Genomic DNA, 15758 nt, shown 5'->3' with positions numbered 1-15758 from the left:
ATTAAGCAAGCTTAAATATTACGTACCTTTCAAACCCGTGGAAGTGTTGTAGAAGTCGAACATCCAATTCGAATCTAGCAGGCATCGAAGAGAACATTAAATGTGGTACCAGATGTTCCAGTATTAAAATTCATTGAGGCATTATGCCTGGCAACAATGCTATAACAAGTGGCCAATCCTAATCCGGTGCCATTATCTTTGGTAGTGAAGAATGGAGTGCCAATTTTGTCTATCAAATTAAAATCTATCCCTTTCCCTTGATCCTGAATATCTAGAGCTACTGTGTTATCTATCATGAAGGTTTTTATAGTGAGTTTTCCACCGGGAGACATTGCTTCAAAACCATTGCGAACAAGGTTAAGAATAAGCTGACGAATTTCTTTACCATCGGCCAACACATTTCAATCTTGCCTAGTTCCAGTTCAACATATTTTTCGTCAATGATTGCATCAGCTTGAATCAATGGAAGAAGGCTTTCTATAACAAAATTAAGGTTTTGTTTCGATAAATCCAATGGCTTATTTTTGGCGAGTGAAAGGAATTCAGTAATTAATGAAGTTGCCCTATCAAGTTCACTTACCATTATCGAAAAATAATTCGCATGAAGTTCATATTCCTTTTTCTTACTGAGTAATTGCAAAAATCCTTTTACGGTTGTCATTGGATTTCTAATTTCGTGGGCTATACCAGCGGCCATTTCACCAATTAGGTTTAAACTATTTAGATGAGATAATTCTCTTTGATACTGTCTGAGTTCAGAAATATCTGTTTTTGTACCTACCATACATTTTTCTTCATTTAGATCAACAATAACTCCAGAAAATAATGAATTAAATATTTGACCCGTTTTTTTATAACATTTAATTTCATGGTTATATGCAAATCCATGTTCAAAAAGTTCTTTGTAAAATTTAGTACGATCATTGATGTCTACCCACAAATTCAGATCCAATGGAGAATGATTAATGAACTCGTCCCTAGTATAGCCATGCATTTTAAGACAACACTCATTGGCGTCAATAAATTGTTCTCTATCAAGAGAGAACAACGACAAGGAAACTGGGCTATAATGGAAAACCTTATAAAAGCGTTCTTCAGATAAGCGTAATGCCTCTTGCTGCCGTCGTTGTTCTTCTATAAAAGGGATCTTCTGAATAGCAATTTCCACTAAATCAGCAGCTGAGGCTATAAATTCTATTTCGTCCTTCCGCCAAATACGATATTCGTTAACTTGGTCAAACGTAAGGCAGTAATAATCTTGCTCGTGAAAAAAGAATGGATAATAAAGAGCGCTTTTAATCTTCATTGTCTCGTGTAGGATTGCCCCAGAGCCATCGCTGGAAAAACAAGGACCGTAATCATTTGCATGAGTTTCCAGCCAATGTCGATAATTTTTCATATACGTGCAAGCATCGATAAAAACATCTAAACTATAAGTATCCCTAAAGGAGAGAACATTGGGTGTTTGGAGGTTAAGCCATTCGCATTGATCAATTATTTGGCGCTTGGTAAAATCCACCTTATAAATTAAGGAGCGGTCAACGCACAGAGTTGATCCGACAATTTCTACCATCGATCGCAAAATATTGAGCGTATTGTCATTGTGTATAATTGTTTTAGCAATAAGGTTGAGGGCGCTCGCGAAAGAAAGGCGCTCTTCTAATTGCTCATTATATTTACTAGACCCTCTCAATTCAGATAATAGTTGTTTGTCCCAATCTTTTTCCTCATCACTCATATGAACCTCCAAATTATCGATTACACAGAGAAGGTATTCTTTATTAAGTCATTATATCCTTCCGAGAAAGGGTGAAATATGAAGTTTAATGGAGTTTTTGCTCAGTAGATGTTGCCTCAGCGACAAATCCAGACGGAGTTAGCGGTATTCTAACAGGGTCATCTTCAGTTACGTATGCCTTTACGTGAGGAGCATTACGGGATGGTCTATATAGGGAAAAACAACTTTAATGTGCCAATGGCTGCACCGGTCATCACTACTCTCATGAAATTAAATGTTGCGTGTGCAATTACTCCAGATATAAAGCCGTATCTGAGAAACATGTAATTGAAAACTGACCCTGGAATAAAATACATATAAAAATTAAATACATTAGGTTCATGTATTAATGCAAAAAGTGTTGAGAAGAAGAAAATCCATATCCATTCTAATCGTTTATCTCTGGTAACAAAGAGAAGATGCTTTATTTGACCTTTTAGTTTTGAAAATATGCCTAGCCGACGACTTCTGCCGTTTGTAACAAATAGATATAGCCAGGCATATGGAAAAAATCTAAAAAGTGATTCTTCATTAAAGGCAGGGAAAAATCCCATATAAATAAAGTCTACCAAAGATAAAGGGATGTATGAAGAAGTGCTTTGGCCCCTACCAACAGGAATTGAGGACATTCCAAACGTTACTGGGAGATATTGAATAATAGAAAGAATGTAATAGAGAAATAGTGCAATTATTATCGGGTGCATAATCGCTTTAAATAAATCCTTGCAAATAAATAGTTTCTTAAATAGGAACCAGTATTTTGGTACTATAACTAATATATACGTGAGCATGATAAATAATTGCCAACTGTCTGAAAAGTCCTGCTCTAATGTAATATCACTGGGACTATTTATTAAGTATCTGTGATTTATAAAGGATAGTAAAACTCCTAATATCAGTTGAAAGATAGTAAATATGATTATCTTTTTGGTTTTAACTTCAAGCATGTCAAACACCTCTATCGCTAAATCTATGATTTTGGAGGTACAAGTATTACAAATTTACAAGGCAGTTCTTGTAGGTGGTTAAACCAACTTATATATGATAGAGATTTGAACAAAGACATCCAAGCACGAATGTAGAGTCTGTGCAGGGGATGTCTTTGTCTATTGAGTGCTTTGAAATATTCTGTAATTGTGTATGTTAATGAAACAAATCTTTTAGACAGGTTCTAATCAATTGGAGCTGATCAAGATAATCTTAATCCCTTCTTGTTGATTTTCATATTATTTATTTAGAACAATATGATAGCTTATCACGAAGTGCTACTATTACTCTGTTTCCCTACGTGCAATGAAGGGTATCTGCAGCTAACCACTACTGGCTTTTCTCATCATATTTAATCTCGAACTTTTAACCGCAAACGCCACAAATGTAGAAATATCTCCATGAAAACCAAGCTCAGCGAACCGTACCTTTTGGAATAAAATATTAGTGCATCGGAACGAAATTATTTCGTCAATGAGAGTGAGAAATATTTGAGAATACACAGTAATGGCCCAGAGTGGTCAATACTGCTAAAATTGATGCCAAAACGAATGTACAATGGAGTTTGAATGAGAATGTAAATTCAAAGATATAATTTTGCCAAACTTAAAGTGGTCTCTTTTCAATAAAACATCAAAGGCTCTAAATATGCTAGAAATGCCATGATCATTTAAGGATTTGGTGTTTTTGTTTATTCTTGGATTATTTTTTGCTATTGTGGGAGGAAACGAAGGAGTTCTGTGGAAAATTAAATAGAAGCATTTGGGGGCTTTTTAGCTTCTCCTAATGGGCGTTGTTGGTCGAAGTCTATAGTAACCAGCGAGGGAATAACGGAGGGAGATTTATGGCAGTAAACTATGAAAAGGTTCGAGTCCTAAACAAGAATCCCGATAGTAACTCAACTGTGCTGTTGGTAAAAAATAAATCCACCGGAGACGAGCTTGTTATTAAATCTATAAGTGGAATAGATAATCCTATACATAGAGCTATATTTGATAAAGAGATAGGTGCCCTATATAAATTACGTCAATCGGAGAACATTGTAAAATTACTTGATTATAAAAGTGGTAAAACAACTAAAGGGGTCTTTGAGGGACGAATCTTCTTAGAGTATGTGGACGGTGACACTTTACATACTAAATGTCCTCAAATCATTAATATCGGTGACAAATATAATGTAATCCAACAATTAATTAGTGCATTGCGATATGCGCATGAAATTGGCATAATTCACAGGGATTTAAATCCCAGAAACATAATGATTACACAAGACATGCGAGTGAAACTTATTGATTTCGGGATTTGCAAAATTAAAGGGATGTCCATGAAGGGTACTACTTATCGCTTTGCAACAAATAAATATGCTGCGCCAGAAGTTGGTTATCATAGCGAAAATGCAACCGAACGCAGTGATATATACTCTCTAGGAACAGTTATCTACTATATGTTTACAAAAAGGGAGCCACTTGTACCTGAAGAAATGACTTTAGCAATAGTGAGTTCTAGTGGGATTGATCCATTGTTAAAAGATATACTTATAAAAATGACTGCTCTCGATGCATCAAATAGATATGAAAATATGATTGACTTAGAAATTGACCTTTCCTTTTTGTTCAAGAAATACCTCAACAGCAATGAAGTGTACTGTGTAACGGTAGACTCAACGAAGTGTGACTTCCTTCGGCGAAACAACCTTGTGAAAAGTGGCAAAACAAATTCACAGATCTTTCACGAAGATTTAGTTTCAAATTTTAGTAATGCATCAGTATCGTTAGAAAAACGCAATGAGCAAACAATTTACATATTTGATGGAATAAATTTCAGTATGCAATGTTTTTACGATACGAGCACTCAATTCTTTAGAGTTACTCAATTTAATAAATTACAATCGTTTATCCGCGAAAGAAACAAGAAAACATATATGCCTTTACCTGGAAATATGGTTTTTCAAGCTTCATTTGATCAAAGGCCATTAGAAAATGATAATTTCCAGCTTATAAATAGAATTGATAATCATGTTGATTCATTACGCTCGAAAAAGAATGTCAATATCGAATACTCTAACAACTATGGTTTTTGGTATGATTTCATAAAAATAATGAAAGAGGATGTTCGAAGGCGTGCACAGAAGTTTTATTATAAGAATTATGAAGTAAAGAATAATATGGTTTTTTTTAGCTTGGAAAAAGATTCTCATGTGGGTGATGAAGTCTTAAATACAACTACAACTTTAGTTTTCGAAGCGTTAACTAGGTATGGAGATTACTCTGTATCCGAAATTGGTAATTTTGAAAGATACGTTGATAACGGAAGAATCATGGTTACTAACCTAGCTAAAAAGAACAAATTTGTTTCTTTACCTCAATCAGGGTATTTCTGTATTGATTATCGTATGGAAATTGCTCAATTCAAGAAACAAGAACGTGCCTTAGATGAATTCCAAAGAGGAGAGTTCAACTGTCATGGAAATCTAAAAAGTATTTTTGTTGGGTTAGAGCAGCCAGAGAGTTTTCCCAATTCAGGAATGGTCAGATATTTCGATACATCTCTTGATGATACGCAACAACTGGCAATAAGAAAAATAATGGATGCTCGCGATATCGCACTGATACAAGGTCCCCCTGGCACTGGAAAAACAAATGTTATTGTAGAGCTTATTAGACAGATCATTGCTCATAACAAGAGGAATCCAAGTATCTCACAAAAGGTTTTAATCGTTTCTCAATCGCATGCTGCAGTTGACAAAATACTTGAGGACCTAGATCCGCATCTTGATGGCATTAATGCTATTAGAATAGGTTATGATGAAAAACTATCTCATTTATCCAGAGAGAAGTATAGCTTAGATAATAAGAAAAAGGTCTGGATTCAAAATATTATATATGAAAGTCAAAAACAATTGGATAAAAGCTTAGTTGCGATGGGTATTGACAAAGAAAGTTTTGTACAATTTGCAACTGCTTTGGATCTTACACAAATTGCAAATAGTACAACCGAAGAAAATCAGACTAATGTCAATATATTGGCTTCATTTTACCAGAATTACAAGATCAGAGGAGACAGCGCAGAACTACGCGAGTTATTGATAAGCTACAATTGGATTAGGCAACTAATTGAAACAAGTGATATTGAAGAATATTTTATAAAGAACGCATCGATTGTAGTAGGTACATGTTCTGGGTTTGCCGCAAATCCATTCGTTAATGACGCAATATTTGATTATGTTATCGTTGATGAAGCAGCAAAAGCTACTTTTCCGGAAATTATGGTTTCTCTAGTAAAAGCCAAAAAGGTGGTAATGGTTGGAGATCATAAGCAATTGCCTCCTGTTTTTGATCAAGGAGCAATAAGTAGAGCCGATAAAAAGATCGATATTAACGATTTAAAAAATGGGGGCTTTGAGAAGATTTTTAACTTGATTCCCGACCATTGCAAACAAGTTCTTACTACACAATATAGAATGCATCCGGTTATCGGTGATATGATAAGCACCGTGTTTTATGGTAACGGTATCCAGAACGGTACTAGGCAAGAAGACCGTGCTTTAGATTTACCTTCATTTAAGAATCATGCCATGCTTTGGGTATCCACTTCTGATCTTCCAGAGAGTAAGCGATTTGAAACTCCAGTAGAAAATGAAAATGGTAAATCGAGTTATTTTAATTTTGCAGAAGTAAGTATATTGCTTGAGTATATTAAACAACTCGATGAGGAAATTGGTTCTAAAGGATACACTGTTGGTGTGATAACCCCATACAGACCACAACTTGACAGAGTCCAAAGAGACATAAATCTACTAGAACTAAAGAATATATCTGTTGAAGCTAATACTGTAGATGCTTTTCAAGGTAGCCAAAAAGATATTATTCTTTACTCTACAGTCAGAAGCAGTGAATCACCAAAAATTGGTTTCTTAAATGAACATGCCAGAATCAATGTCTCATTTTCCAGAGCCAAGCGTTTACTTATTATTGTGGGAGATTCTGACTTTCTAAATAATCCGAATATCTCCGAAAACAAGTTCCCAGAAATTATTAATTATATGGTCAAGAATAATGAGCTCTGTCATTTTGTTCAACATGGGAGTGATCAATAAATGAAACATCTGCTTGACTCTATTGGCGAGTATGTTCCTCCTAAAAACGTTGGGTATTCTTTCGTGAAAAGAACGAATGTCTTTATTCCATATAAAGAAATTGGAGTTAGTATTCTAGAAAGAACAGTAACGCCATTATCTTTTGTCTATGAAACAGTCCTTAAATACCTATCTGTCGGGGTAGATGACATTGAAAGGATGGCAACTTTACTCGGATTGGAGATTGACATTTATAAAGAAGTTATTGCAGAAATGGCTTTAGCGAACCTTATAGATGTATCTGAAATGTCGCTTATATTAACAGTAAAAGGTAAAAATGCACTACAGGAACTGACAAAGGTTACTATTAAAAAAAGCCAACTTAATGAACTATTTGTTAATATGGTAACAGGTGATATTGAGAATTATAGTAACGGACGATTCCTCGATAGGCCTACCCCAGGATTTGCACATCTTGACCAAAATATCGAATTGGATATACAATTTCTGAGAGATAAATTCCCTATAATTGAGCAAATGTATGACAAAGACAAAGAGGAAGATTTTTTTATATCAAGAAAATTAAAGGAAAAATCACTTTATCGAATACTTGATATTGCATATCTAAATATCAAATATCTAGCAGTTGGCTGTTTTGTGTATGTTAACGAGGAAGACTCTTCCTTACTACTGATATTTGATACTAAGGAAGAAAACTCTTCTAATTACTCACTTATCGCTAATATGCAGATTTCCAAAAACGTTACGAGCACGAGTTTATTGTTTGAAACTAACAGGGGTTTTATTGCTCAGCAAAAATCCAATGTACATCAAAATGATTCGGCAAAAAACGAAGCGCTAATTGATCTTATGTCCGTGCTACAGAAAAGGTCAAAAACGGCGATACCTATAGATGAAATTGAGTCTTTGTACTATAAAGATCGATACCTTCTTGATGGAGAATTGACGGACATTCTAACTGAATGCCAACAATACAAGCCTAGGGAGTTAATCATTGCTTCTTCTCGTATCAGATCACTTTTGCAGGATAATGCCATTACGAATACCATTATTGGAATTCTAGCTAATACAAAAATAACACTTATCTATAATAACGATGAATATGGAGTTGATAAATCTCAACAGTATTTACTCACTCAACTAAGAAACCATAAAAGTAGACACAATATCAGTTTTTGTCCTTTAACGTCTGACAAGAAAATTAATTACACTCAAATAGTATGCAGCCCGGGTGGTTTTGTAATAAACTCTTTATATGAATTAGTAAAAGACAATATGTGCCGCTATTTACTGAGAGAGATTTCGGATATATCATTTGATGCTCTTAAAGTTCAACAAACCCTGGAGAGTTTACGAGCCCTAATTCAATCTGACCGTTCGGAAGTAAAATAGAGTTAATTAGTCATATTAGAAATCTGAGATGATGAGCAGGACGGACCATTTCAGAGATACACCGTTCGATTCAAAAAATCCGTCGCACCACTGAAGAGTGTCAACTCGTTCGGTATTGTACATAAGAAAGTTGCTGTAATATTTTTCTGACGTGAGGGGAAGGGTATTTAACAGATTGATCTCTGGCGCGGTTAGGATGACTTGAGAATTGTATACGAACAGGTGTATGCCAACATACGAACATATTGTAATTTAAGCTAATTAATAATTGACTAACTCCAAAAACTGTGGTATTTTTTGTAGGATGTAATTTATAGAACATTTGGAACATTAAGAACATCTTATTAACATTTATCCTGGTAGTGCCACCATTTATCAATGTGGATAAATGGTGGGAATTTTATTTTTGTCGGAAATATAGAATACATAAATCCTTCGGGCGATTAGCTCAGCGGTAGAGCGCATCCTTCACACGGATGAGGCCACTGGTTCGAGACCAGTATCGCCCACCAGTTAAAGGTAAATATTGATGGATAGAGACCCTGAAAGCCTTGGTACAGGCGGATTTGCGAATAAATAAAAATTGTGGGGCTGAACGACAAAACAGCTAAATACCTACAAAAACCCCTTAGTATCTGGAAGTAGTCGGTCAAAATTCGGTCAAATCGGTCAGATAAATTCAGTTGTTTAGTTTTGCAAAATACTCATTCTTTAACAGAGGATGGGTATTTTTTATTGTTCAATAATAATTGTCCTTCCTAGTAATATTGGATTTGAGAAACAACAAATTACTATTATTATGCTGTAAAGCCTTCAGAATTGCCTTCTAAGAGCTTGTAGATGTATGAGTGAGGGGTTTTGCTTGTTGAAGATGTCACGATTGACTCATAGGCATTAAATCACCCCGCATAACCCTTAAAAACTGCATCGGTCTCTAGGGTTCCTAATTGCCCACGTTAGATCCTCAGTCTCATTTTTTATTTATCTGCAGGGTTATGAATCAAACAAGGACGGTTCTTAATATTACAACGGAGGACCTGAAACACAAAACTAAAATAAATCCTACACAATTCTCTGAATGTAAAAATATGATATTGTCTTTAATTACAAAAAACTTTTCAGAACGAAAGAGTTGTAAGTAGCCTAAATTTATCCTAAATTACAAGTCTGTGAGAAAAGCGATCCTGAGGAAATAAAAAAGTTCTCGATTATCTTCTTATCGAGAACCATGTCGTATGAACTTTTATCATCAATCCATTAAATCTGAAACAGAAACTGATAGAGCATTTGCTAATTTTAGAAGTGTAGTGTAGGAAGGGTTACGTTGACCTAACTCGAGTTGACTTATATATGTTCGATGTAAATTTGCCTTAAAACTAAGTGTTTCTTGAGAAAAACCTGCCCTCTCACGAAGTATACGAACTTTATTTCCAAAGTGAATTAACTCATTAACATACTTTTCCATAGCACTCCAGCTTAAAAAATAGATTTATTTACCAAGAAAAGTATATTATAATGAGCTAGTGTTATCTGCAGACTATAGTCTGCAATTTGAAAGGAGCAGTGTTCTTTTGATCAAAGGAATCGAATCTATACACCCCCTTCTTACTTGAAAATTGAGACTTTAATCTAAGGACAAGGGGAACTGGTGTGGTGGGTGATAGTTCGATAAAATGGCAAATATCGGAGACATGTAATCGTTAAATAAAACTAATATATTCAATATCTGCATTATTTGTAGGTTATTTATCAACTAAAATTATTCGCACTTGGTAAAAGAACTTAGGTTAAACTAGAGTAAATTCTCAGTTTGAACACTTCATCATCCTTGGATTGCGTAGCAACATTTGAAAAGAATAATTGAAGGAGACATCAATCATGAAGTTGTTAGTTCGCAAAATTCTGATAGCTATATTGATGATCACTGCCCTATCGTTTGTTGGGGGCTGTGGATCGTCTCAGACGTCCAGTTCTTCTGTTAGTGCTAAAACTCCAGAAGCCACTATGGAAGCGTACCATGAAGCTCTTTCTAAGAAGAACTACGAGAAAATGTGGTCAATGCATACAGATAGACTAAAGAGTGGTTTGGGCGGCTATGAAACATTTGTATCTTTATATGAAGAAAATAAGATTCCACCACCTATGATATTGACACCACTTCGGAAAGATATCAGCGACCAAAGAGCAGTTATCGAATATGTACACAGGGACGATGGTTCAAGCTTCTACGTGTCTATTTATGAGCTGATAAAAATCAATGGGTCGTGGAAGATTAATCGACAGTCTGGAGAAGAACGATATAAGAGCAAATAATTTATATTCGCGGCGTAAATTTTTTGGCGGCGAACGAAAGTATTCTTGAATCATTAAACTCTTTCTAATAGAGCCATGACATGTTGCTTTGAACTATGCTAACGGAAATGAAGGGCAGTCCAGTTAGAGAAAATCACCGACCATTGTCAACAGAGCAGTGGTAATTCTACGATAATTTCTTTAGATGTTGATGTTTACGCTCAAACCTATTGAGGTTTGAGCGTTTTTTGTTTTCCAAAGAGGAATAAGGAAAATACTTGTCGAAATGGTAATAATGTTTTAGATCATAAGAGCACTGGAAAGGACACAATTCGAAATATTGCTAGATTTATTTTATGGGGAAATATGTTTTGTGCATGACCAAAAATAAACTTTATGGTCAAAGATTTAATTGTGAGGGAAATGTATGACAAGAAATAGAAAGCAGTTGTTAAGAAAAAGTATTATTAACAATTCACTTAAACAAAAAATTGACTTAATACAAGATAAAGTATCACCCTTATTAAGTAGAACTACAAATGTTAATATTGATTATACAGAGCACACTGTTGAACATTCTCTAAATGTTGAGGAACTATTTGGTGCGTGTTTCAATGAGATTATTACTTTATTGAATGATGATGAAAAATTCTTACTTATTTCAGCAACACTTATTCATGATATTGGAATGGTGGGTCAAAGTAAGTATCAGGATGAAAAAGACTATGCTGCGGAGGTTAGAGATAGCCATCAGTATCGATCTGCTGATTTTATTAATGCATATCGAGATGACTTGATGTTAGAACAAAGAGAGGCGCAGGCAATAATTAAAATAGTCGAAGGACACAGGGTTCGCGATTTGGATTCAATTGCGGAAAAAGAACCTTATGGATATGGAGATATAATAAGACTTAGGTTGTTAGCAGCAATATTAAGAATGAGCGATGAATTAGATATACTAGAGGAACGTGCTCCAGAATTAGTTAAGAAATACCTTGATGTTAAACCCGAGAGTTTAATTCATCATGAAAGGCATGAAATATGTACAGGCATAGCACGTGATCCAGAAACGAATATTATCCAAATTAAAGCAACAATCCCCAATAATAGACTAGAGCATGCTGTAATCGATCTATACAGTGGCATTAAAGCTAAGTATGATGAGCTCAAGTCTATATTTCAAAAAAATGGAATATTCATTAGTAGTATAGAAATTATTCTCGATACAGAGAAAGTTGTATATCAGGAGATTTGTTTATATCTGGCAGTCCAGGGTAATGTAAACGAGCAAGAACTTTTTGAAAAGCTATTATCCACTCGCAGGCAAAAGGAAATTAGTGAATCTATTATTAGGTTAAAAAGTATGAAGACCATAATAATGGATGATGGTGGCAGGTACTCGTTAAATATGTCAGAAAAGAACTTCAAGGTATTACTATATACCTTTCTTCGAACTGAATCTGAATTGGAGTTTACAAGGTCTAAGTTTGTTGAAAATTACCTAAATCAAACTTTTGATGAATATGTTAATGATCGATTTGGAGTTTCATATTCAGAAGGTGATAGAGAGGATAGAATACTAATACTGACTCACTTCCCAACAAGCCTTGAGTACTTTTTTGACCCTAGAAATACTCCCTATGAGTTTGGAAACTTTGACAGGAGGGTTACTCTTGATTTAGGTTTATTACACGCGCTTTGTGTTGATGTATTAAAATATCCCCAGGAACTAAAAAATGAAACATATCTTGCCGCCCAGGCGATTGCACGAAAACTTTCAGATGATATTTTCCCCCTCCTAAAGATATGTTCCTCAATTCCAGATGCAGCAGAAAAAAAAAGAGAATTGATTGAGTTATTTGAACAAGGAATTGATCCGTTTAAAAGTAGCGATGAATCTATAGGAGGTAAGTTTACAGTATCTACTACAATTACAAAAAATCAATTGCCTAATCTTGATTTTATGACGTTGGTGTTTGCTTCAGGAATTGCAGGTGTTCCAATAGAATTCTCGAAAGATATTGCGATGAAAGATATAGTGTTTGATCGTGATAATGAATTAAACCAAATACACGAAAACGGATTAATATCATTAAAAGTTATGCCAAATATTGAACGTATGCAGTTTAATCATAGTGTACTATTCGACTTTGATATTAATCGTAGCAGAAGAGAACTAAAAATCAAACTTATGAAGGATGTGATAAGTGAACCTGTTCACTATCCTTATGAATTCAACATTAGTGCAGGAGATGAGTCTAAAGAGATTACATTCAACTTAAACTGCAATATGTCAGGAAAAATATCCGAAATAGTAAAATTTAATGGGTTAATGAGAATGTGGGAGGATGAAGGTTTTCGAAGGCTTATAATATATAGTGGTGAAGGTGGTCAAGAACCAATAAAAATAGTTCCTCCAAATATTAAGCATGAAACAGGAAGATTTATTTATAAGTTTAGCAAGATTATTTCGATATTAAGAATAGATACGGATGATTGCCCTTATTTGATTAAAGAAGATACAATTGAAAAAATTAAAAACCTTAAAGAAGAAGAGCTTACAGAAAGTCTTTGCAGCGCATTAATTCAAGATGTTAAAAATACAATTCCTAAGCAAGTTACAAAAGTTTATCTACATATGAACGACAAACATGAAAAAACGATCATGACAAAGTGCCTCGGCATTTTACCTTATTGGTTTGATTTGAAAAGATTAAAAATTAAGAGCTATACTAAAAGTAATAAGAACCTAATTAAAGATATACATGAACGAAACCATAACCTATCCCTAAGAAAGAATTTTTTCGGTTATGGGGCAAAAGATTTTTATGACTTAGTGGTACATACATTTGAAGGTATGAATAGGTATCCTATTGAAAAGGTTCTTGATTATATGTCAAAAGACAAAGGTGATCAAGTGCAATTTACAATCTTGTTAAATTTTATGGCGAAGAAACGAAACTTTTGGCAAGAAGAGCAAACTATAGAAATAATAGTTAAGATTAATGAAGTGGAAGTTGAAAAAATTAACACTTTAATAAAACTTTTAAATAATGATTCTTTCATTGATGCTATTCCTTTAATGGAAGAACTTAATCATGATGAATATTTGGAAAACCTTGCTTATGCTTACTGCTTTAAAGGGGAGTACGACAAATCAATAGAGGCAGCTAATTCGGCTATTCAGAGGAACTATAGGAGCATCGCCCATTTTACAAAAGGATTAGCTTTGGTGCTAACTGGTGAAGTAAACGAAGGTTATACGTCATATATGAACGGGGCTTTTTTAGTTGACAAAAAGACTTGGCATCCTATTGCTGTAGATAATCTAATTCGTTTATCGAAGGATAATGATATTGAATTTAACGATGCAGTTAACAGAATAATAGATAGACTGAACTTCTATTCGAAATTCAGTAGCAAGAAAATAGGAAAGAAGTGTTTTTGTGGAAGCAAACAGCACTTTGCTAATTGTTGTGGGAAGGATCTCATAAATTAATTTGCAAACTCCTTATTTCGTGACGATCTAGAGCTATTGGTGTTCGGAAAGGTGTAACTTTGGAAATATACAAAAAACATAAAAATATGCCTAAATATACATTCGTAAAAGTTCAAAAACAATTACGAACATAAACGTAAAACACATTGACCTTTACGAATACACTTGCTATAATTTGGATATAAGGAAATTATAGGGAGTGTTCGCTATGACAAATACAAATAGGATTTATGGGTATTGCAGAGTGAGCGATAAAGATCAAAATGAAGCTAGGCAGATTAAAGCATTGACTGAGGCTGGTGTTGATGAAAGGTTTATATTGTTAGATAAGCAAAGTGGTAAAGATTTTGATAGACCTCAGTATCAGATTCTAAAAAACGCGTTGCGTGAAGGTGATTTGCTTATTATTAAGTCTATCGACCGTTTGGGAAGGAATTATAAAGAAATAATTAAAGAATGGCAGTATATTACCCAGGAAATTAAAGCAGATATCAAAGTGTTAGATATGTCAATGCTTGATACAACCTTACACAAAGATTTACTCGGCACATTTATTTCTGATCTTATATTACAGGTACTTGCTTATGTTGCAGAGCAGGAACGGGCAAATATAAAGACGAGACAGGCAGAAGGTATTTTAGTTGCTAAATTACAAGGAAAGCATTTAGGTAGACCAAAAGCTACATTTCCAGAAGGATTCAATGAGGTATATGTAAGATGGAAAAGTGAAGAGATTACGGCTAAAAAAGCAATGCAGGAATTGAATTTGAAGACAACTACATTTTATAAGTTGGTAAACCAACACGAAGTTCAGAAGGGTAATTAAGCCCTTCTTTCTCTTTGTTCAAGGGTGGAGTGGTTCTGATTCAACGGTCAGAAGGTTATCCCTCTGTTTCAGATAAGTATGTTTGAGGTCTTTGGAGCTGTTAAACAAATGTTTAATATTTGGCTAATATATTCAAACGGATATAATAATGCCGTTTGAAAGCTGTTCTTTTACCTTCGATTTGTTCGTCTAGAGCATGCCCCAATAAACAGTGTAATCTTGCAGACAGACTAAATAATTCTTGCGCAAGAAAGGGCGCTCTACAAATTGGTTTAGGAGTGGGGCGTTGCAAATTGAGGTTGCACTTGGATAGGGTAAGTTTAAAAATGCTCAATGCAGATGGTGAGCTTTGCTTAGTTTTGTAACTCTCATCTAAAAGGGAGAATCGACAGAACTCTGTCCAGAACTATACAATTTATTTTCCATATCAAAGAAGAAAAAAATATATAATAAAATTCCATATTTGGAAGGGATATTAGCTTCAGTGTTGAAATGTGTAGATAAGTATATTTCTGGGTGTGTGTTGGAGTTTTGGTTGCGACATCATCACCAAGACAACTTCATATTTTGAGTTCTTTGTGAGGAGAATTGAGATGAGTGATGGAGAAGATGCGGTCGAAAAGTTAGTACAGAACGATTTGTTGGACGAAGTAGATGACGAACTTGTACGCGAATCAGAAAATGATGATCAACTAGACCAAGAAAAATTGGAGAAAAGAAAACAAGAGCGAGCGAAACTATTGTTGATTGTCAATGAAAATTGACCCCTTTTTCATAAAAGTTTCACTCAAAACTGACCCTGGTACTATTGGATAAAAGGGGTCAGTTTTTCATCCAATTTTGACCCCCTAATTCAATTGATTGTTAAAGTGTAACCATCTCGCTGAAA

General features: G+C 34.5%; 10 protein-coding genes and 1 tRNA gene. 7 read left to right on the top strand and 4 right to left on the bottom strand.

Features of this window, described 5'->3' with window-relative positions; translation table 11 throughout:
- Positions 1 to 74: 74 nt before the first annotated feature.
- The 3 genes from DP73_RS22035 to DP73_RS10790 all read right to left on the bottom strand — a co-directional run bounded on the left by DP73_RS22035 (position 75) and on the right by DP73_RS10790 (position 2724).
- Positions 75 to 332: an ATP-binding protein gene (locus DP73_RS22035; protein ID WP_242865736.1), complete on the bottom strand. Its 258-nt coding sequence runs from the start codon at positions 330 to 332 to the stop codon at positions 75 to 77.
- A complete protein-coding gene (locus DP73_RS24190) occupies positions 305 to 1738 on the bottom strand; it encodes a sensor histidine kinase (protein ID WP_052090557.1) in 1434 nt (477 codons plus the stop codon). Before DP73_RS24190 ends, DP73_RS22035 begins: the two co-directional genes overlap by 28 nt.
- Before the next feature lie 206 nt (positions 1739 to 1944).
- Positions 1945 to 2724 (bottom strand): CPBP family glutamic-type intramembrane protease, encoded by a 780-nt coding sequence (locus DP73_RS10790; protein WP_034599451.1) that lies wholly within the window; start codon positions 2722 to 2724, stop codon positions 1945 to 1947.
- An 884-nt stretch (positions 2725 to 3608) separates the two neighbouring features.
- Here DP73_RS10790 and DP73_RS10785 point away from each other — a divergent pair.
- The 3 genes from DP73_RS10785 (at position 3609) to DP73_RS10775 (ending at position 8764) form a co-directional block, all read left to right on the top strand.
- Positions 3609 to 6860 carry a serine/threonine-protein kinase gene (locus DP73_RS10785; RefSeq protein WP_034599450.1) on the top strand — a complete coding sequence of 1084 codons (3252 nt, stop codon included), beginning with the start codon at positions 3609 to 3611 and terminating at the stop codon, positions 6858 to 6860.
- A complete protein-coding gene (locus DP73_RS10780) occupies positions 6861 to 8252 on the top strand; it encodes a hypothetical protein (protein ID WP_034599449.1) in 1392 nt (463 codons plus the stop codon).
- A gap of 437 nt (positions 8253 to 8689) precedes the next feature.
- Positions 8690 to 8764, top strand: a tRNA-Val gene (locus DP73_RS10775).
- A gap of 737 nt (positions 8765 to 9501) precedes the next feature.
- Here the strand turns inward: DP73_RS10775 and DP73_RS10770 are convergent.
- A complete protein-coding gene (locus tag DP73_RS10770) occupies positions 9502 to 9717 on the bottom strand; it encodes a helix-turn-helix transcriptional regulator (RefSeq protein ID WP_034599448.1) in 216 nt (71 codons plus the stop codon).
- Between the two features lie 413 nt (positions 9718 to 10130).
- On the opposite strand from DP73_RS10770, the gene DP73_RS10765 reads away from it, so the two are divergent.
- The 4 genes from DP73_RS10765 (at position 10131) to DP73_RS23440 (ending at position 15633) form a co-directional block, all read left to right on the top strand.
- On the top strand, positions 10131 to 10565 hold the full coding sequence (locus tag DP73_RS10765) for a hypothetical protein (RefSeq protein ID WP_034599447.1): 435 nt from the start codon (positions 10131 to 10133) through the stop codon (positions 10563 to 10565).
- Positions 10566 to 10971: 406 nt separating this feature from the next.
- A complete protein-coding gene (locus tag DP73_RS22525; RefSeq protein WP_081963016.1) occupies positions 10972 to 14043 on the top strand; it encodes an HD domain-containing protein in 3072 nt (1023 codons plus the stop codon).
- Between the two features lie 208 nt (positions 14044 to 14251).
- Positions 14252 to 14869 (top strand): recombinase family protein, encoded by a 618-nt coding sequence (locus DP73_RS10755; protein ID WP_034599446.1) that lies wholly within the window; start codon positions 14252 to 14254, stop codon positions 14867 to 14869.
- A 593-nt stretch (positions 14870 to 15462) separates the two neighbouring features.
- Positions 15463 to 15633: a hypothetical protein gene (locus DP73_RS23440; protein WP_165574401.1), complete on the top strand. Its 171-nt coding sequence runs from the start codon at positions 15463 to 15465 to the stop codon at positions 15631 to 15633.
- The last annotated feature ends 125 nt before the right edge of the window (positions 15634 to 15758 follow it).

The organism is Desulfosporosinus sp. HMP52 (assembly GCF_000765145.1).
GTDB lineage: Bacteria > Bacillota > Desulfitobacteriia > Desulfitobacteriales > Desulfitobacteriaceae > Desulfosporosinus.
This window is presented reverse-complemented; position numbering and strand designations above follow the sequence as displayed.